The organism is Streptomyces vietnamensis (genome assembly GCF_000830005.1).
Classification (GTDB): Bacteria; Actinomycetota; Actinomycetes; order Streptomycetales; family Streptomycetaceae; genus Streptomyces; species Streptomyces vietnamensis.
In genome coordinates this window covers 3,864,595-3,882,374 of the sequence record NZ_CP010407.1, presented here as the reverse complement: position 1 = coordinate 3,882,374, position 17,780 = coordinate 3,864,595, and the positions used below count along the sequence as shown (strand labels likewise).

Annotated in this window: 12 protein-coding genes and 1 tRNA gene; 9 read left to right on the top strand and 4 right to left on the bottom strand. The window is 74.4% G+C overall.

The genetic code is table 11. The annotated features are described in order from the left end of the window. The first annotated feature begins 245 nt into the window (after positions 1-245). From topA to SVTN_RS17185, 4 genes are all read left to right on the top strand, one after another. A complete protein-coding gene (topA, locus tag SVTN_RS17200; RefSeq protein WP_041129894.1) occupies positions 246-3,089 on the top strand; it encodes a type I DNA topoisomerase in 2,844 nt (947 codons plus the stop codon). 172 nt (positions 3,090-3,261) lie between these two features. Further along, positions 3,262-6,603: a dTMP kinase gene (tmk, locus tag SVTN_RS17195; RefSeq protein ID WP_041129893.1), complete on the top strand. Its 3,342-nt coding sequence runs from the start codon at positions 3,262-3,264 to the stop codon at positions 6,601-6,603. Between the two features lie 85 nt (positions 6,604-6,688). Then, positions 6,689-7,501, top strand: a complete 813-nt coding sequence (locus SVTN_RS17190) for an ABC transporter ATP-binding protein (RefSeq protein WP_041129892.1) — start codon at positions 6,689-6,691, stop codon at positions 7,499-7,501. Beyond that, positions 7,498-9,933: an ABC transporter permease gene (locus SVTN_RS17185; RefSeq protein WP_245727562.1), complete on the top strand. Its 2,436-nt coding sequence runs from the start codon at positions 7,498-7,500 to the stop codon at positions 9,931-9,933. The genes SVTN_RS17190 and SVTN_RS17185 overlap by 4 nt, the downstream gene beginning before the upstream one ends. On the opposite strand, the gene SVTN_RS17180 is transcribed toward SVTN_RS17185, so the two are convergent. Together SVTN_RS17180 and SVTN_RS17175 are read right to left on the bottom strand one after the other, a co-directional pair. Continuing rightward, a complete protein-coding gene (locus SVTN_RS17180; RefSeq protein ID WP_041129890.1) occupies positions 9,923-10,567 on the bottom strand; it encodes a response regulator in 645 nt (214 codons plus the stop codon). The two genes, SVTN_RS17185 and SVTN_RS17180, sit on opposite strands and share 11 nt — an antisense overlap. Then, positions 10,555-11,739 (bottom strand): sensor histidine kinase, encoded by a 1,185-nt coding sequence (locus SVTN_RS17175; RefSeq protein WP_052499165.1) that lies wholly within the window; start codon positions 11,737-11,739, stop codon positions 10,555-10,557. Before SVTN_RS17175 ends, SVTN_RS17180 begins: the two co-directional genes overlap by 13 nt. Positions 11,740-12,006: 267 nt before the next feature. Between SVTN_RS17175 and SVTN_RS44800 the strand changes: the two genes are divergently transcribed. The 4 genes from SVTN_RS44800 (at position 12,007) to SVTN_RS17160 (ending at position 15,234) form a co-directional block, all read left to right on the top strand. Further along, a complete protein-coding gene (locus tag SVTN_RS44800) occupies positions 12,007-12,180 on the top strand; it encodes a hypothetical protein (protein WP_167352203.1) in 174 nt (57 codons plus the stop codon). Positions 12,181-12,259: 79 nt separating this feature from the next. Further along, on the top strand, positions 12,260-13,462 hold the full coding sequence (locus SVTN_RS17170; RefSeq protein ID WP_041129889.1) for a DNA polymerase III subunit delta': 1,203 nt from the start codon (positions 12,260-12,262) through the stop codon (positions 13,460-13,462). A gap of 67 nt (positions 13,463-13,529) precedes the next feature. After that, the gene (locus tag SVTN_RS17165) at positions 13,530-15,074 is read left to right on the top strand and encodes an alpha/beta hydrolase (protein ID WP_041129888.1); all 1,545 of its coding nucleotides are present in this window, start codon (positions 13,530-13,532) and stop codon (positions 15,072-15,074) included. Between the two features lie 86 nt (positions 15,075-15,160). Beyond that, positions 15,161-15,234, top strand: a tRNA-Thr gene (locus SVTN_RS17160). Positions 15,235-15,331: 97 nt separating this feature from the next. Here the strand turns inward: SVTN_RS17160 and lepB are convergent. Together lepB and SVTN_RS17150 are read right to left on the bottom strand one after the other, a co-directional pair. Then, positions 15,332-16,090, bottom strand: coding sequence for a signal peptidase I (lepB, locus tag SVTN_RS17155; RefSeq protein WP_052499164.1), 759 nt, complete (start codon positions 16,088-16,090; stop codon positions 15,332-15,334). Positions 16,091-16,216: 126 nt separating this feature from the next. Further along, positions 16,217-17,368 carry a helix-turn-helix transcriptional regulator gene (locus SVTN_RS17150; protein ID WP_245727560.1) on the bottom strand — a complete coding sequence of 384 codons (1,152 nt, stop codon included), beginning with the start codon at positions 17,366-17,368 and terminating at the stop codon, positions 16,217-16,219. A gap of 211 nt (positions 17,369-17,579) precedes the next feature. Here SVTN_RS17150 and SVTN_RS17145 point away from each other — a divergent pair, with 211 nt between their 5' ends. Further along, entirely contained in the window at positions 17,580-17,777 is a 198-nt protein-coding gene (locus SVTN_RS17145) for a hypothetical protein (RefSeq protein WP_041129887.1), read from the top strand. Positions 17,778-17,780 lie beyond the last annotated feature (3 nt).

Sequence of the window (17,780 nt, the reverse complement as noted above, 5' to 3'; positions counted from 1 at the left end):
GCGCCCGGTCTCTTTCCGATCTCTCCGCCGCGCAACCCCCGCCCCGCCCGACCGGGAGTCCGGGCGGCAGGAATGCCAGGACTCGGGTTACCGTTCGAGTGGCCGTTGCGGGCTTTTGCCGTTTGACACGGGGGCGGGTTGTACCGTCACACTCCGCAGCGACGGGAGCGTCACCGTCCGTGCCGCTGCCGTGCGTGCCAGTGCCGTACGTGCCAGAGAGTGTCGATCCGGAGAGAAGAGCGAAGTTGTCCCCGACCAGCGAGACCGCACACGGCGGCCGCCGACTCGTCATCGTCGAGTCGCCTGCCAAGGCGAAGACGATCAAGGGCTACCTCGGCCCCGGCTACGTCGTCGAGGCGAGCGTCGGGCACATCCGCGACCTCCCCTCCGGCGCCGCGGAGGTGCCGGAGAAGTACACCGGCGAGGTGCGCCGCCTCGGGGTCGACGTCGAGCACGACTTCCAGCCGATCTACGTCGTCAACGCGGACAAGAAGGCGCAGGTCAGGAAGCTCAAGGAGCTGCTCGCCGAGTCCGACGAGCTCTTCCTCGCCACCGATGAGGACCGCGAGGGCGAGGCCATCGCGTGGCACCTCCAGGAAGTCCTGAAGCCCAAGGTCCCGGTCCACCGGATGGTCTTCCACGAGATCACCAAGGACGCGATCCGGGAGGCCGTCGCCAACCCGCGCGAACTGAACCAGCGCATGGTCGACGCGCAGGAGACCCGCCGCATCCTGGACCGGCTGTACGGCTACGAGGTCTCGCCGGTCCTGTGGAAGAAGGTCATGCCGCGGCTGTCCGCCGGCCGTGTGCAGTCCGTCGCCACCCGTCTCGTCGTCGAGCGGGAGCGCGAGCGCATCGCGTTCCGTTCCGCCGAGTACTGGGACCTCACCGGCACCTTCGGCACCGGCCGCTCCGGTGACGCCTCCGACCCGTCCTCGCTGGTCGCCCGGCTGAACACGGTCGACGGCAGGCGCGTCGCGCAGGGCCGTGACTTCGGCGCCGACGGGCAGCTGAAGACCGCGAACGTGCTCCACCTGGACGAGGCGAACGCGCGGGCGCTGGCCGCCGCGCTCGCCGACACGGCGTTCTCCGTCCGCTCGGTCGAGTCGAAGCCGTACCGCCGCTCCCCGTACGCCCCCTTCCGGACCACCACCCTCCAGCAGGAGGCGAGCCGCAAGCTGGGCTTCGGTGCGAAGGCGACCATGCAGGTGGCGCAGAAGCTGTACGAGAACGGCTTCATCACCTACATGCGTACGGACTCCACGATCCTCTCCGACACCGCCGTCGCGGCGGCCCGGGCGCAGGTCACGCAGCTGTACGGCGCCGACTACCTGCCGGAGAAGCCGCGCGTCTACGCGGGCAAGGTCAAGAACGCGCAGGAGGCGCACGAGGCGATCCGGCCTTCGGGTGATCGTTTCCGCACCCCGGCGGAGACCGGCCTGACCGGCGACCAGTTCAAGCTGTACGAGCTGATCTGGAAGCGGACCGTCGCCTCCCAGATGAAGGACGCGACCGGCAACTCGGTCACCGTGAAGATCGGCGGCCGGGCGGCCGACGGCCGTGACGCCGAGTTCAGCGCGTCCGGCAAGACGATCACCTTCCACGGCTTCATGAAGGCGTACGTGGAGGGGGCCGACGACCCGAACGCGGAGCTCGACGACCGCGAGCGGCGCCTGCCGCAGGTCGCCGAGGGCGACGCGCTGACCGCCGAGGAGATCACGGCGGACGGCCACGCGACCAAGCCGCCGGCCCGCTACACCGAGGCCTCGCTGGTCAAGGAGCTGGAAGAGCGCGAGATCGGCCGCCCGTCGACGTACGCCTCGATCATCGGCACCATCCTCGACCGCGGCTACGTCTTCAAGAAGGGCACGGCGCTCGTCCCGTCCTTCCTGAGCTTCGCCGTCGTCAACCTCCTGGAGAAGCACTTCGGGCGGCTCGTCGACTACGACTTCACCGCCAAGATGGAGGACGACCTCGACCGCATCGCGCGCGGTGAGGCCCAGGCGGTGCCGTGGCTGAAGCGTTTCTACTTCGGTGAGGGCGAGTCCGGCGGTACGGGCGGCGCGGCGGACGCCGGGAACGGCGACGGCGACCACCTCGGCGGCCTCAAGGAGCTCGTCACCGACCTCGGCGCGATCGACGCGCGCGAGATCTCCTCCTTCCCCGTCGGCAACGGCATCGTGCTCCGCGTCGGCCGCTACGGCGCGTACGTGGAGCGCGGCGAGAAGGGGCAGGAGGGGTACCAGAAGGCCGACGTGCCCGACGACCTCGCGCCCGACGAGCTGACCGTCGAGCACGCCGAGGAGCTGCTCGCCAAGCCGAGCGGCGACTTCGAGCTGGGTACGGACCCGGCCACCGGCCACCAGATCGTCGCCAAGGACGGCCGCTACGGCCCGTACGTGACGGAGATCCTGCCCGAGGGCACCCCGAAGACCGGCAAGAACGCGGTGAAGCCGCGCACGGCCTCCCTCTTCAAGTCGATGTCCCTCGACACGGTCACCCTGGAGGACGCGCTCCGGCTGATGTCCCTGCCGCGGGTCGTCGGCACCGACGCCGAGGGCGTCGAGATCACCGCGCAGAACGGCCGCTACGGCCCGTACCTGAAGAAGGGCACGGACTCGCGGTCGCTGACGGACGAGGAGCAGCTCTTCACGATCACGCTGGAAGAGGCGCTCGCGATCTACGCGCAGCCGAAGCAGCGGGGCCGGGCCGCGGCCAAGCCGCCGCTGAAGGAGCTGGGCACCGACCCGGTCAGCGAGAAGCCCGTGGTCGTCAAGGACGGGCGGTTCGGCCCGTACGTGACGGACGGCGAGACCAACGCCACCCTGCGCACCGGCGACAGCGTGGAGACGATCACGCCCGAGCGCGGCTACGAGCTGCTCGCCGAGAAGCGGGCCAAGGGGCCGGCGAAGAAGGCCGCCAAGAAGGCCCCGGCGAAGAAGGCCGCGGCGAAGAAGACGGCCACGAAGACGGCGGCGAAGAAGACCACGACCGCCAAGAAGACCGCGGCGAAGAAGACGACGACGGCGAAGACGGCCACGGCGAAGAAGACCGCCGCCAAGAAGACGGCGGCGGCCAAGCCGGAGTAGTCCCTGACGGGGCTCGCGGGAGGGCGGGAGCGGTGCTCCCGCCCTCCGTCGTTTTCGGGGCGGGAGCGGGTTTCCGTCCTCCTCCGTCTATCGGGCGGGAGCGTGCTTCCGCCCCCTACGTTTGTTCGGGCGCGGGCCGCGGGGAGCAAGGCCGTCCGGATAGGGTGGACGGATGACGCGAGCAGAGCAGCCAGACCGCCTGGGCGATTCCGACGCCGCACTCGTCGCGGATTCCCGGGAGCGCGCCGTACGCGCCCTCTTGCGCCATCAGCCGCTGCGCCGGCTGTGGAGCGCCCACCTGGTCGGCAGCACCGGTGACGCCCTCGCCCTCCTCGTCCTCGTCCTCCTGGGCCTCCAGGCCGCGGTCGCCGAGGGCGCGCTCGGGGGCGGCTACCGGGGGGCCGCGTTCGCCGTGGCGACCGTCGTCGGCGTCCGGCTGCTCGCCTCGGTTCTCTTCGGGGCCGTGCTCCTCGGGCCGCTGACCGCGCTCACCGGGCCGTCAGGACCGCTCGACCGGCGCTGGACCATGATCGGTGCCGACGGGCTGCGGATCGCGTTGCTCGTCATCGCCCCGCTGTGGATCGACTGGATCCCCGGCAGCGCCCTCTGGTACCTGCTCGGCACCGTCTTCGTCACCGGCGCGGCCGAGCGGCTGTGGACCGTCGGCCGTGAGGGCGCCGCGCCCGCGCTGCTGCCCGCGCCGCCCCTGGAGGGCGCCGCCGTACGGCCGCTGCCCGACCACCTCGGCGCGCTGCGCCGGCTGTCCCTGCGGACCGGCTTCCTCGCCGTCCCCGCCGCGGCCGCCGTGCTGCTCGTCGCCACCCTCGTCGGGAACCTGCTGGGCGCCGGGATCGACTGGTTCTCGCAGCACCAGGCGGCCCTCGGCTCGTACGTCGCCGCCGGCCTGTTCGCCGCCTCCGTCACCGTCCTGTACGCGATGGCGCTGCCCGGCGGGGAGACGCCGCGGCCCCGCTCGCCCCTGGAGGGCCTGCGCCGGCCGAGGACCGGTTCCGGCGAGGGCGAGGGCCGCACGGCCGAGAAGGGCCGCACCGGTGCCCTGCCGCTGCTCGTCCTCGCCTCCGCCACCGTCGCCGGGGCGATCGCCGCGGCCGCGTCCCTCGCCGTGCTCCACGCGTACGACCTGGGCGGCGGGCCCGTCACGTACGCCCTCCTGATCCTGGCGCTCAGCGGCGCCACCGCCGTCGGCATCCGCACCGCGGGCTCCGTCCTGCCGGTGCTGTCCCGGCGCCGGCTGCTCGCCCTCGCGACCACCGTCACCGGCGTCGCCCTGATCGCGATGGGCCTGGTCCCGGACACGGCGACCGTGCTGTTCCTCGCCGCCCTCGCCGGATACGCCGCCGGGGTCGCCGCGAACACCGGCCACCACCTGATCGACCAGGAGACCGAGGAGCCCCGCCGGGCCCGGACCACCGAGCACCTCCAGGCCACCGCCCGCGTCGCCATGGGCCTGGGCGCGCTCGCCGCGCCGCTGCTCGCCGCCGCGATCGGCCCGCACCGGCTCGCCTCCGAGGACTTCGTCTTCGCGCACGGCGGCGCCGCCTTCACGCTCGTCCTCGTCGGCGCCCTGCTGCTCCCGGTCGCCGCGCTGCTCCTCGCGAAGACCGACGACCGGGCGGGCGTCCCGCTCCGCCGCGACCTGCGCGACGCGCTGCGCGGCTCCGACCCGGTGCAGGCGCCGTCCCCGACCGGTTTCTTCATCGCCCTGGAGGGCGGCGACGGCGCCGGGAAGTCCACGCAGGTCCAGGCGCTCGCCGAGTGGATCCGCGCCAAGGGCCACGAGGTCGTCGTCACCCGCGAGCCGGGCGCCACGCCGATCGGCAAGCGGCTCCGCTCGATCCTCCTCGACGTGTCGTCGGCGGGGCTCTCGAACCGCGCCGAGGCCCTGCTGTACGCGGCCGACCGCGCCGAGCACGTCGACTCCCTGGTCCGGCCGGCCCTGGAGCGGGGCGCGATCGTCCTCTCCGACCGGTACATCGACTCGTCCGTGGCCTACCAGGGCGCGGGCCGCGACCTGTCACCGACGGAGATCGCCCGCATCTCGCGCTGGGCGACCGACGGTCTCGTGCCGAACCTGACCGTGGTCCTGGACGTCTCCCCGGAGACCGCGAGGGAACGGTTCACCGAGGCGCCCGACCGCCTTGAGTCCGAGCCGCCGGAGTTCCACGCGCGCGTACGGGCCGGTTTCCTCGCCCTCGCGGCCGCCGACCCCAGCCGCTACCTCGTCGTCGACGCCGGCCAGGAGCCGGAGGCCGTCACCACCGTCGTGCGCCACCGGCTCGACCGGATGCTGCCGCTCTCCGAGGCCGAGGTGAAGGCCGTGGAGGAGGCCCGCCGGAAGGCCGAGGAGGAGGCCCGGCGCCTGGCGGAGGAAGAGGCCGCCCGCAAGGCCGAGGAGGAGCGCCTGGAGCGCGAGCGGCAGGAGCAGCTCGCCAAGCTCCGCGCCGAGGAGGAGGAGCGCAAGCGGCGCGAGGAGGAAGAGGCGCGCCGCCTGGAGGCCGAGCGGAAGGCCGAGGAGGAGCGTCGCAGGGCCGAGGAGGCCCGGATCGCCGCCGAGGAGGAGCGCAAGCGGCTCGCGGCCGAGGAGAAGGCCCGCCAGGAGGAGCAGGAGCGGCTCCGCAGGGAGGCCGAGGAGGAGGCCCGGCTGCGGGCCGAGGCCGAGGAGCGCCGCCTGGAGAAGCAGCGCAAGGCCGAGGAGGCCCTGCTGCGCGCCGAGGAGGCGCGCCGGATGGCCGAGGCCGCCGCGGCCGCGAAGGCCGCGGAGGAGGCAGCGGCGAAGGCCGCCGCCGAGAAGCTCGCCGCCGAGGCCGCCGCGAAGGCCGCGGCGGAGCGGGCGGCCGCCGAGCGTGCCGCGGCGGAGCTCGCCGCCGCGCGGCGGGCCGAGGCGGCGAAGGCGGCCCGGGAGAAGGCCGCGCGGGAGCGGGAGGCCGCGGAGGCGGCCGCCGCCGAGCGGACGGCCGCGGCGGAGCGTGCGGCCCGTTCCGCCCGTTCCGCTCGTTCCGCCGAGGTGTCGGCGAACGAGGTCACCGTGCCGACGCCGGTCGTGAAGCCGGACGCGCCGACCGTCTCGCCGGACGAGGTCACCGTCGAGACGCCGATCGTGCGGCCCGGGGCCGAGAGGCCGGAGGCGGAGACCGCCGTCCTGCCGCAGATCCGGGACCCGCGGGACGCCGACGAGACCGCCGTGCTGCCTCCCGTACGGGACCCCAGGGCCGCCGACGAGACGGCCGTGCTGCCTCCGGTGCGGGGTGCCGGGGCGTCCGACCCCGCCGACCGGGTGCCGCCGGGCATCTTCCGTGACGAGCGGACCGGGCGCGACGAGCCGCACGGTGCGAACGACCGGACCCGGGAGCTGCCCCAGCTCGACGAGAACGGCCGGCCGCGCCGCCGCTCCGACTGGGCGGAGGAGACCCCGCTCGACGATCTGCCGACCCTCGCGGACGAGCTGTTCGGCCCGCACGAGGACGAGGACGAGGGCCCGCGCCGCCGTCGCTGAGACCGGTGGGGGTGTAGCTGGCTGCACCCCCACTCCGGCAGCCTGCCCCATACTGCTGTGACCTGCGCTTTTCTAGCGTGGCCGTATGACGACGACAGCAGTGACGGAGAACGGCGCCGCCCTCGCCCTGGACAGGGTGAGCCGTGCGTACGGAGGCGGGGCGCCCGCGCTCGACGGGGTCGACCTGGTCGTGCCGCGCGGGCGTTTCCTGGCCGTGATGGGCCGGTCGGGCTCCGGCAAGTCCACCCTGCTGCGCTGCGCGGCCGGGCTCGAACGGCCGACGGCCGGGCGGGTACGGATCGGGGGCACCGACCTCGCCACCCTGAGGACGACCGGCCTGACCCGGCTCCGGCGGGACCGGATCGGCTTCGTTTTCCAGTCGCTCAACCTCGTCTCCGCGCTGAACGTGCGCGAGAACGTCACCCTGCCGCTGCTCCTCGCCGGGGCCCGCGAGAGCCGGGCGCTCGACGCCCGCGCCCTGGCAGGACTCGACGCCGTGGGGCTCGCCGACCGGGCCGAGGACCGGCCCGAGAGCCTCTCCGGCGGCCAGCGGCAGCGGGTGGCGATCGCCCGCGCCCTCGTCAACGAGCCCGAGGTCGTCTTCGCCGACGAGCCGACCGCCGCCCTCGACCCGGTCACGGCGGCCGGAGTCCTCGCCCTGCTGCGGCGCGCGGTCGACGAGCGGGGGCGCACGGTCGTCCTCGTCACCCACGACCCGACCGCCGCGACCTGGGCGGACGAGGCCGTGTTCCTGGACCGGGGCCGCATCGCCGGCCGCCTCGACCGCCCGGACGAGGCGCGCGTACGGGCGGTGCTCGGCGGTCTCGGCACGGCGGGCGTACGAGCGGCGCTCGGCGGTCTCGGCGAGGCGGGGCGGCAGCCGGCGGTGGCGCGGTGAGCGGGGAACTGCCCGGACGCCGTTCCGGCCACCCTGCCGTGCGGCTGCTCGCCGCCCGGTCGCTGCGGGTCCACCGCAAGGCGTGGGCCGCCGTGTTCGCGGCCGTCGCCGTCACCTCCGCGCTGCTCGGCGCGCTCGCCCTCGCGCTCGGTTCCGTCGGGCTCGGCCACGCGCGCGTGGAGCGGTACGCCGCCGCGCCCGTCGTCGTCGCGGGCGACCAGGAGGTCCGCTGGACGGTCGAGCCGTGGGGCAGCGAGCCGAGGACCGAGACGGCGGGGCTGACCGAGCGCGTACGGGTCCCCGACGAGGCCGTCGACGTCCTGCGGGCCGTGCCCGGGGTACGGGAGGCGGTCCCGGACGACACGTTCGTCGTACGGGAGGCGGCGGCCCCCGGAGCGGACGGTACGCGCGCGTACCCCGGGCGTTCCTGGGACGCGGCCCGGCTCGCCCCGTACCGGCTGACCGAGGGGCGGGAGCCCCGGCAGGCCGGGGAGGCCGTCGTGGGCGCCGGCCTCGGCGCCGTCGGGGACACCGTCGCCGGCCGCGAGGTCGTCGGCGTGGCCGACGGTCCGGCCGTGCTGTACGTCACGGCGGGGGAGGCACGGCGGCTCGCCGGGCACCCCGGTGCCGTCGACGCCGTCGGAGTCCTCGCCGAGCCCGGCGTACCCGTGGACACCCTCCACGCGCGCGTACGGGCCGCCCTGGACGAGGCCGGGCTGAAGGACACCGCCGCGGGGCAGCCGCTGCGGGCCCTCACCGGGGACGGCCGGGGCGCCGCCGAGCACCTCGGCGCGCCGCCCGCCCGCGCGGAGCTCCTCCAGCTCCTCGCCGCCGTCGCCGCGAACGTCCTCCTGGCCGCCGTCCTCGTCCTCGCCTCGCTCGTCGCGCAGGCCCTCCAGCAGCGCGCCGCCGAGCGGGAACTGCTCCTCTCGGTCGGCGCGACACCCCGTCAGGTGCGGGGCGCGGCGGGCCGGGAGGTGACCCGGGTGGCGGGTGCGGCGGCGCTGCTCGGCGTCCTCGCGTCCGGACCGGTGTTCCTGACGCTGTGGTCGGCGCTGCGGGCCCGTACCGGAGTGGTACCGGAGGGCCTCGAACTCCCCACCCCGCCGTGGCTGTTCGCCGCCCTGCCCGTCGTCGCCGCCCTCGTGGTGGGCATCACCCGGTTCGTGGTCCTCTTCGCGGCCCGCCGGCCCGGACGCCCGGGGAAGGGCGGTGCCCGCCGCGTCGCCGGGATCGTGCTGCTCGTGCTCGGCGCGGGCTCGGCCGGTACGGCCACGCTCCAGGGCGGCGACGCGGCCGCCGCCGCTGCCGGGGCGGCCACGGTGACGCTGGTCGCCGGGTGCGCGCTGCTCGGGCCGTGGATCGCGGGGGCCGCGATGGCGGTCCTGGACCGGCCGTTCCGGCGGTTCGGCGGGGCGCCCGGGCGGCTCACGGCCGCAGGTGCCGCCGCGCACTCGCGCCGACTGGGGGCCGCACTCGTCCCCGTCGTCCTCGTCACCGCGTTCGCACTCGTACAGCTCTCGGCGGGCGCCACGATGGAGCGGGCCGCGGCCGCGCAGGCGCGGGCCGCGACCACCGCCGACCTCGCGTTCTCCGGCACGACGGCGGAGCGGGTGCGGAAGCTGCCGGGGGTGGTCGCGGCCACGGACGTGCTGCGTTCCTCGGTGGTCCTGGCCCGCACGGAGGCCGGTTCGCCGCGCCTCGACCGGCTCCCGGTCCTCGGCGTGGACGCCGACGGGCTCGCGGGCACGCTGGACCCGGGCGTCGTCGCGGGCGACCTGTCCGGACTCGGCCGGGCCGGCACGGTCGCGGTGGGCGCGGACATGGCAGAGTCCCTTGAGGCGAAGCCCGGTTCGACGGTGGAGCTGCGGCTCGGCGACGGAACGAAGAAGCGGCTGCGCGTGGTCGCGGTGTACGAACGGTCCCTTGCCCTCGGCGAGTTCCTGCTGCCGAAGGCCGAACTGGCCCCGCACATGAGCGATCCGTACCCCGCGCGCGTACTGGCGGCCGACGGCCACGGAGGCGGCCCCATCGTCCCCGAGGCGGTGACCCCTCCCGGGGCGGAGCTGAACTCGCTCGTCTCCGGCGGGATCGTCGCCGCGATCGGCGGACTCACCCTCCTGTCCGTCCTGAGCACGCTCGCCCTGATCGGCGCCGGTCGGCGCGGCGAGCTGGAACTCCTGCGCCAGGTCGGGGCGTCGGTGGGCCAGCTGCGCCGGATGCTCGGCCTGGAGGCCGGGTTCCTGACGGCGACGGGTCTCCTCGTCGGGCTCGTGGTGGGCGCGCTGCCGCTGACCGCGTTCGCCTGGGCGCTCACCGGCGGCCTGCCGTACCTGCCGCCCGCGCAGGCCGTCACGATCGTGGGCGTCGTGCTCGTCACGGTGGTGGCGGGGGTGTTCCTGCCGGTCGCCCGGAAGGGTTTCAGGCGTTGAGGTAGGCGAGGACCGCGAGGACCCGGCGGTGGCCGCCGCTGTCGGTCGGCGGCAGGCCGAGCTTCAGGAAGACGTTCCCGATGTGCTTGTGCACGGCCCGCTCGGTGATCACCATCGAGCGGGCGATCGTGCCGTTGTCGTGGCCCTGGGCCATCAGCGCGAGGGCCTCGCGCTCGCGGGGCGTGAGGGAGTCCAGCGGGTCGTCGCGGCGGCGGGCCATCAGTTCGGTGACGACCTCCGGGTCCAGGGCCGTACCGCCGGAGGCGACCCGTTCCAGGGCGTCGAGGAACTCGTCCACCCGGCCCACCCGGTCCTTCAGGAGGTAGCCGACGCCCCGCGCGCCGCCGCCCAGGAGCTCGGCCGCGTACGTCTCCTCCACGTACTGCGAGAGCACGAGCACCGGAAGGTCCGGCAGCTGCTCGCGGGCCGCGAGCGCCGCCCGCAGCCCCTCGTCGCGGAAGCCGGGCGGCAGCCGCACGTCGAGGACGGCCACGTCCGGCCGGTGCTCGAGGAGCAGCGGCAGGATCTCGGGGCCGGTGGCCGCGACCCCGGCGACCTCGTGCCCCGACGAGGTCAGCAGCAGCACCAGGCCCTCCCTGAGGAGGGCGTTGTCCTCGGCGATCACCACACGCACGGAAGCTCCACTTCGATCACGGTCGGGCCCCCCTCGGGGCTGGTCAGTCGTACGGTGCCGTCGAGCGCGGCGACCCGGCGCCGCATGCCCGTCAGGCCGGAGCCGCCGCTCTCGCCGGCCTCGGCGCCGCCGCGGCCCTCGTCCCGCACGCGCACGCGTAGGGCGGCCGGTTCACGGGTCAGGGAGACGGAGGCGCGGTCGGCGCCGCTGTGCTTGGCGGCGTTGGTGAGGGCCTCGGCGACCACGAAGTACGCGGCGGCCTCGACGGCGGCCGGGGCACGGGGCCCGTCCTGCGCGTGGTCGCCGAGGCCGGCCACGGAGACCGCCGTCTCCAGGCCGCTGCTCGCGGCGAGGGCCCGTACGGCTCCGGTCAGGCCGCGGTCGGTGAGGATCGGCGGGTGGATGCCGCGGACCACGTGCCGCAGCTCGGCCAGCGCCTCCTCGGCCTGCGTCTGGGCGTCGTCGAGGAGTTTCCGCGCGGTCACGGGATCGGAGTCGTACGCACGCCTCGCGAGCCCGATCCGCATGGACAGCGCCACCAGACGGGCCTGCGCGCCGTCGTGGAGGTCGCGCTCGATCCGGCGCAGCTCGGCGCCGTGCGCGGCGATCGCGCCCGCCCGGGTGGCCGTGAGCTGCTCGATGCGGGCGGCGAGGGCGGCGTCCCGGGCCGCCGAGGGGGCCGGCGTGAGCAGCGCGCGCGACCAGTCGGCGGCCAGTCCGGCGAGCCGGCCGATCAGCGGCAGCAGCACCGGGCGCCGCCCCGCGAGCCCGGTCCAGACGCCGTCGACCAGGAGCGCGGGCCCCGCGAGGACCAGCGAGAGGTACCAGAGGACCAGGCCGTACAGCAGCTGCGCGGCGGCCCAGAGCAGGTCGTGCCGGGTGCCCGGGTCGGTGACCGCGGTCCGTACGCGCGCGGGAAGGGGGCCTTCGAGCGGCAGGTACGCCTCGGGGACGGGCGTCCCGGTCCACGCGGCCGTACGGCGCCGCTCCCAGCAGGCGAGGCGGCGCAGCAGCAGCACGCTCTCGGGGAGCACGCCGGCGCCGATCACCGTGAGGGTGAGGAGGGCGGTGAAGAGGGCGACGCCCACCATCAGGTAGCAGAGGAGGGAGATCGCGGCCCCGATCGTGAGGTGGAGCCACACCCGGGTCGCTTCCTTGATCGCCTCGCGCATGGAGCAAGCGTAGGCGGCGGTCGCGGGGGAGTCGGTGGAGCGGGCTACACCTTCGCTCCGGGGGCGGGCTCCGCTGTGCGCGGGCCCGGCGGGAACGAGGATCGAAGGGTGCTCGGGAGCGACCCGAGAACGACCCGGGAGCGACTCGGGAACGACCCGGGGCGACCGGGAACGACCTGGGGCGACCCGGGAACGACCGGGAACGCACCCCATCGCCCCACTCCACCCCACTCCACCCCACTCCACCCCACTCCACGGAGGCATCCCATGCGCGCCCTTCTCTGGCTCCTGCTCGCCGCGAGCGTCCTGGCCAACGTCTTCATCAGCACCTTCGCCGGCTGGTCCGGCGGGCTCCAGATCGCCGGGAGCGTCTGCACCGGGACGGTGCTGCTCGGCTCGGCGGTCGGGCTGTGGCTGACCCGGCCCCGCAGCGAGGGCTGAGGGCCGGGTTCTCCACAGCCCGGCGGGGGGTGTCAGAGCGCTGCCCCACAATGGAGGGCGTACCTGAGGAGGGGCAGACATGGCCGTATGGGACGACCTGGTCGGACAGACCCGGGTCGAGGAGCAGCTCGCCGCCGCCGCGCGGGACGCCGACGCGCTCGTGACCGCCCACGCCTCCGGCGAGCCGGGCCCCGAGGCCTCCAAGATGACCCACGCCTGGCTGTTCACCGGCCCTCCCGGGTCCGGCCGGGCGACCGCGGCGCGCGCCTTCGCCGCCGCGCTGCAGTGCGTCAGCCCCGACCGGGCGCTCGGCGGGGCCCCCGGCTGCGGTTTCTGCGACGGCTGCCACACGACCCTCGTCGGCACGCACGCGGACGTCGAGATCGTCCGTACGGACCTGCTGTCCATCGGCGTGAAGGAGACCCGTGACCTCGTCCGGCGCGCCCAGCTGTCCCCGGCGGGCGGCCGCTGGCAGGTCATCGTCCTGGAGGACGCCGACCGGCTCACCGAGGGCGCGGGGAACGTGCTCCTGAAGGCCGTCGAGGAGCCCGCGCCGCGCACGGTCTGGCTGCTCTGCGCGCCCTCCCTGGAGGACGTGCTGCCCACGATCCGCTCCCGCTGTCGGCACCTGACGCTGCGGACCCCGCCGGTGGAGGCCGTCGCCGACGTGCTCGTGCGGCGCGACGGCATCGAGCCCGAGGTGGCGCAGGCCGCAGCCCGTGCCACCCAGGGGCACATCGACCGGGCCCGGCGGCTCGCCACCGACGAGCGGGCCCGCGCGCGCCGGTCCGTCGTCCTGAAGCTGCCGCTGCGGGTCGAGGACATCGGCGGCTGCCTCAAGGCGGCCCAGGAGCTGGTCGACGCGGCCGCGGAGGACGCGAAGCAGGTCGCGGAGGAGATCGACGTCAAGGAGACCGAGGAGCTGAAGGCGGCCCTCGGCGCGGCGCAGGGCGGGCGGATGCCGCGCGGCACGGCCGGGGCGATGAAGGAGCTGGAGGAGCGGCAGAAGCGGCGCAGGACGCGGACGCAGCGCGACAGCCTGGACCTCGCGCTCACCGACCTGACCGGCTTCTACCGCGACGTCCTGGCCCTCCAGCTCCGCTCCCGGTCGGCCCTGGCTAACACGGACGTACGGGACGCCCTCGAGCGGATCGCCCGCGACACCACCCCGGAGCGGACCCTGCGCCGCATCGAGGCGGTTCTCGCCTGCCGCAAGGCCCTCGACCGGAACGTGGCGCCGCTGCTCGCGGTGGAGGCGATGACGATGGCGCTGAGGGGCTAGGAGCGTCGTGGCCCGGTCCCGATGGGCGATTGGACACGATCCGTACCGGTCCGGATACGCTCCGGGGATGGATTCCAGGCGCTTGCTCCGTACCTCCGCCACGGCCCTCGCGGCCGCCGGGCTGATCCTCTCCGGCTGCTCGGGCGGAAGCGGTGCCGCCGCGCCCCGGACGACCGCGTCGGCGCCCGGCGCCTCGTCCGAGGCGCCGAAGCTGAAGAAGTTCTACGCGCAGAAGCTGAAGTGGCGCGACTGCGGCGTCGAGGGTTTCCAGTGCGCGACCCTGCGCGCCCCGCTCGACTACGCGAAGCCGGACGGCGAGGAGGTCGAGCTCGCGGTCTCCCGGGCCCGGGCCACCGGCCCCGGCAAGCGGCTCGGCTCGCTCCTGGTCAACCCGGGCGGCCCCGGCGGCTCCGCCGTCGGCTACCTCCAGGGGTACGCGGGCATCGGCTACCCGGCGCCCGTCCGCGCCCGCTACGACATGGTGGCCGTCGACCCGCGCGGCGTGGCCCGCAGCGAGCCCGTCGAGTGCCTGACGGGCCCGCAGATGGACACGTACACGCAGGTCGACCAGACCCCCGACGACACGGCGGAGGTCAACGCGCTCAGCGCCGCCTTCAAGGGCTTCGCGGCCGGCTGCGAGAAGAAGTCGCAGCAGGTCCTGCCCCATGTCTCCACCGTCGAGACGGCCCGCGACATGGACATCCTGCGGGCGGTGCTCGGCGACGAGAAGCTCACCTACGTGGGCGCGTCGTACGGCACCTTCCTCGGCGCCACCTACGCCGAGCTGTTCCCCGACCGGACCGGCCGGCTCGTCCTCGACGGGGCGATGGACCCCTCGCTCTCCGCGCTCGACCTCAACCGGGACCAGACCGCAGGCTTCGAGACGGCCTTCAAGGCCTTCGCCGCCGACTGCGTCGGCAAGCCGGACTGCCCCCTGGGCACCGGGACGGTCGCCGCGGCCGGGGAGGCGATGAAGAAGTTCTTCCGCGACCTGGACGCCAAGCCCGTGCCCACGGGGGAGAGCCGCGAGCTGGGGGAGTCCCTCGCGACCACCGGGGTGATCGCCGCCATGTACGACGAGGGCGCCTGGCCCCAGCTGCGCGAGGCCCTCGCCCAGGCGATGAGCGGCGAGGGCTCCGGGCTCCTCGCCCTGGCCGACAGCTACTACGAGCGCGAGACGGACGGCACGTACGCCAACCTGATGTCCGCCAACGCCGCCGTGAACTGCCTGGACCTGCCACCCGCCTACACCGACCCCGCCGGCGTCGAGAAGGCCGTCCCGTCCTTCGAGAAGGCCTCCCCGGTCTTCGGCGCGGGCCTCGCCTGGGCCGCCCTCAACTGCACCTACTGGCCCACCCCGCCCACCGGCCGCCCGCACCGCATCACCGCCGAGGGCGCCGCCCCGATCCTCGTCGTCGGCACCACCCGCGACCCGGCCACCCCGTACCACTGGGCCCAGTCCCTCGCCGAGCAGCTCTCCTCCGGCACCCTGCTGACCTACGAGGGCGACGGCCACACCGCGTACGGCCGGGGCAGCGACTGCATCGACACCGCGATCAACACCTACCTCCTGGAGGGCACTCCTCCGGCGGACGGAAAGCGCTGCTCATAGGCCTGATCCGGGGGTGGTCGGAGCACCTCCGGAAACTGTGTAGACTTGGCGACGCTGCTGCACCCACCATGGGAACGCACAGCGGTGCCGCCTTAGCTCAGTTGGCCAGAGCAACGCACTCGTAATGCGTAGGTCTCGGGTTCGAATCCCGAAGGCGGCTCAGAAGAAGGCCAGGTCGGATGTTGTCCGACCTGGCCTTTTCTGTTGCCCGTGGGAGGGGCCGGTGCCCGCGGCAGGATGCCGCGGGCGGGTGCGTGTCATCGCTCGTCGGTGAGGCCCGGCTGGTCGAAGGTGTCCGGGACCGGCAGGGTCGACCAGTGGGTGAGCGGCCAGGCGACGACGACGGCGCGGCCCACCACGTCCGTCACGGGGACCATGCCGCCGCGGGGGTCGTCCTGGTGGTAGCGGGAGTCCTGCGAGGCCTGGCGGTGGTCGCCCATCACCCAGAGGCTGCCGGCGGGGACCGTGACCTTGAACTGGCCTTCCGGGACCGTGCTGCAGGCCGTGTTCCCCTGGAAGACGTAAGGCTCCGTCAGGGGCTTGCCGTTCACCTTCAGGGGGCCCGTGCCCTTGCACTCGACCGTGTCGCCCGCCACGCCGATCACGCGCTTGATCAGGTGCTGCTCCCCGGCCGCGGGCATCAGGCCGACGAAGCCCAGGGCCTTCTGCGCGGTCGTGGGCTGCTTCGCCGGCCGTCCCGCCAGCCAGTCGCCCGGGTCGCGGAAGACCACGACCTCGCCCCTGTCGGGTTCCGAGCCGAACCACGGGGTGAGCTTGTCGACCAGGACCCGGTCGTCCACCTGGAGGGTGTTCTGCATCGAGCCCGACGGGATCAGGAACGCCTGCAGCAGGAACGTCTTGATCAGGAAGGCCAGTGCGAGGGCGATCCCGGCGAGGAATGGCAGCTCGACCCAGAGGGGGCGGCGTCGTTTCCGGGTACGGCCCGATGCCGGGGCGGCCTCGTCCGGAGGGTTCCCCTCCGCGTCGGATCGCTCCTCGGTCGCCAAGTCGCTCATGTCCACCCTGACTTCGTCGTGTCTCCGTTGACCTGTGTCGTCTGCACGGACCCTATGCCCCGGGGGTGTACGGGAGGTGGCCGTCGACCGCTCTTCACTCCGTACGGGTGACCCGGCGGCCCGCCGTCAGGGGGCCGGCTGGTCGCGGTCCTGCTGAGCCAGGAGGTAGCCGGCCTGGAAACGGCTCTCCGCGCCGAGAGCGGCCATCACATCGGCGACGTGGCGGCGGCAGCTGCGGACCGACAGGCCGAGGCGGCGGGCGATCGCCGCGTCCGTCAGGCCCTCCGTGAGCAGGCGGACGATGGTCTGCTTCAGCTCGTCGGAGATGTCCATGATGGTCTGCCGGTCCCACTCCGTCTCGAACGGCAGGGCCTCCAGCCACAGCCGTTCGTACGCCCCCACCATGAACGCGACCACGTGCGGCTCACGGATCAGGACCGCCGCGTGCGGGTCGTCCGGCACCGGGATGACCGCCGTCGCCCGGTCGAAGACGAGCATGCGCATGAACTCGTCGTCCAGGGTGCGGACCTGGGCGCCCAGTCGGCCGACCCGCTCCACGTAGGCGCAGGTGCCCGAGGAGAAACGGGCCGTGTGCTGGTACAGGACGCGCATCCGGACGCCGCGGCGCAGGAGTTCCTCGTCCCGGGCCACCGCCTCCTCCAGGACCTCGGCGCGTCGGCCGCCGCCCGGCTGCGCCGTCATGACCTCGCGCTCGCAGGTCCGGCCCAGCTCCGTGATGGCCTCCCGCACCGCGCGCAGGTCGGTGAGCAGCTCCACGTACTCCGCCTGCCGCAGGTGCGTGAGCCGGAGCAGGTGGGACTCGTACAGCGGCATGAAGGCCATCAGCTGTTCGCGGGTGCGCTCCATGTGCTGGCGACGGGCCCGCATCTCGCGTTCCAGCGGTCCCAGGGTGCGCTGGACGGCCTCGTCCGGTGCCACCGGGAGCACGGCCCGCTCCGGGGTCCGGCGCAGCAGGCCCATGTCGAGGAGGGCCGAGACGGCCGACTCCACCCGGGCGAGCGGCAGGTCCAGTTCCGCCGCGAGGTCGGCGGGGTGCGCCGGCGGGTGGGCCGGGTCCCGGGCCAGGAGGCAGGTGTAGACGCGGGTCAGGGGGTCGTCGGGGGAGTCGGTGTTGTTCTCGGTGCTCCCGGTGGTCTCCGAGAGGGCCGCCGGAAGGGGTGCGGGGGACGGTGGGGCCGCAGCGGCGATCGCGGCCAAGGCCGTGGTTTCCGGCGTCTCGGCGTCGCCGTGGGCCCGCTCGATGTCTGGTATCGCCACCTTTACCCCCGTTTATGACAGCGTCCTCTTGCTGCCATGCAGCCTAATGAGCCATGCACTCCGCCCCATAGTCATGCCGTCGTCGATACGTTCGTACCACCGCCCACAAGGTCAAAGCGCACCAAGCTCGCACAGCCCGCGAAGCTCGTAAGTCACTGCAGAAACCCACGAATCACTCACTCCTTGCGGAAGCGGAAAGAGAGCACACGACATGAAGCGGCGGATCCGTACCACCCTCCTCACCACCCTGGTCGTCGGTCTCGCCGGCCTCGGCACCGTCACCGCCGAGCGGATCACCGCCGGCACCGACGACACCGGCTGGGGCGCGGCCGTCCTCACCGGCACCTACGACACCGGCTGGGGCGCCCCGGCCGCCGGCGCGGGCACCAACGACACCGGCTGGGGGTGACCC

Excerpts from the sequence above, each read along its gene's own strand:
- tmk (WP_041129893.1), top strand. The coding sequence starts at position 3,262 with ATGACGCGAGCAGAGCAGCCAGACCGCCTGGGCGATTCCGACGCCGCA.
- SVTN_RS17190 (WP_041129892.1), top strand. The coding sequence starts at position 6,689 with ATGACGACGACAGCAGTGACGGAGAACGGCGCCGCCCTCGCCCTGGAC.
- SVTN_RS17175 (WP_052499165.1), bottom strand. The coding sequence starts at position 11,739 with ATGCGCGAGGCGATCAAGGAAGCGACCCGGGTGTGGCTCCACCTCACG.
- SVTN_RS44800 (WP_167352203.1), top strand. The coding sequence starts at position 12,007 with ATGCGCGCCCTTCTCTGGCTCCTGCTCGCCGCGAGCGTCCTGGCCAAC.
- SVTN_RS17170 (WP_041129889.1), top strand. The coding sequence starts at position 12,260 with ATGGCCGTATGGGACGACCTGGTCGGACAGACCCGGGTCGAGGAGCAG.
- SVTN_RS17165 (WP_041129888.1), top strand. The coding sequence starts at position 13,530 with ATGGATTCCAGGCGCTTGCTCCGTACCTCCGCCACGGCCCTCGCGGCC.
- lepB (WP_052499164.1), bottom strand. The coding sequence starts at position 16,090 with ATGAGCGACTTGGCGACCGAGGAGCGATCCGACGCGGAGGGGAACCCT.
- SVTN_RS17145 (WP_041129887.1), top strand. The coding sequence starts at position 17,580 with ATGAAGCGGCGGATCCGTACCACCCTCCTCACCACCCTGGTCGTCGGT.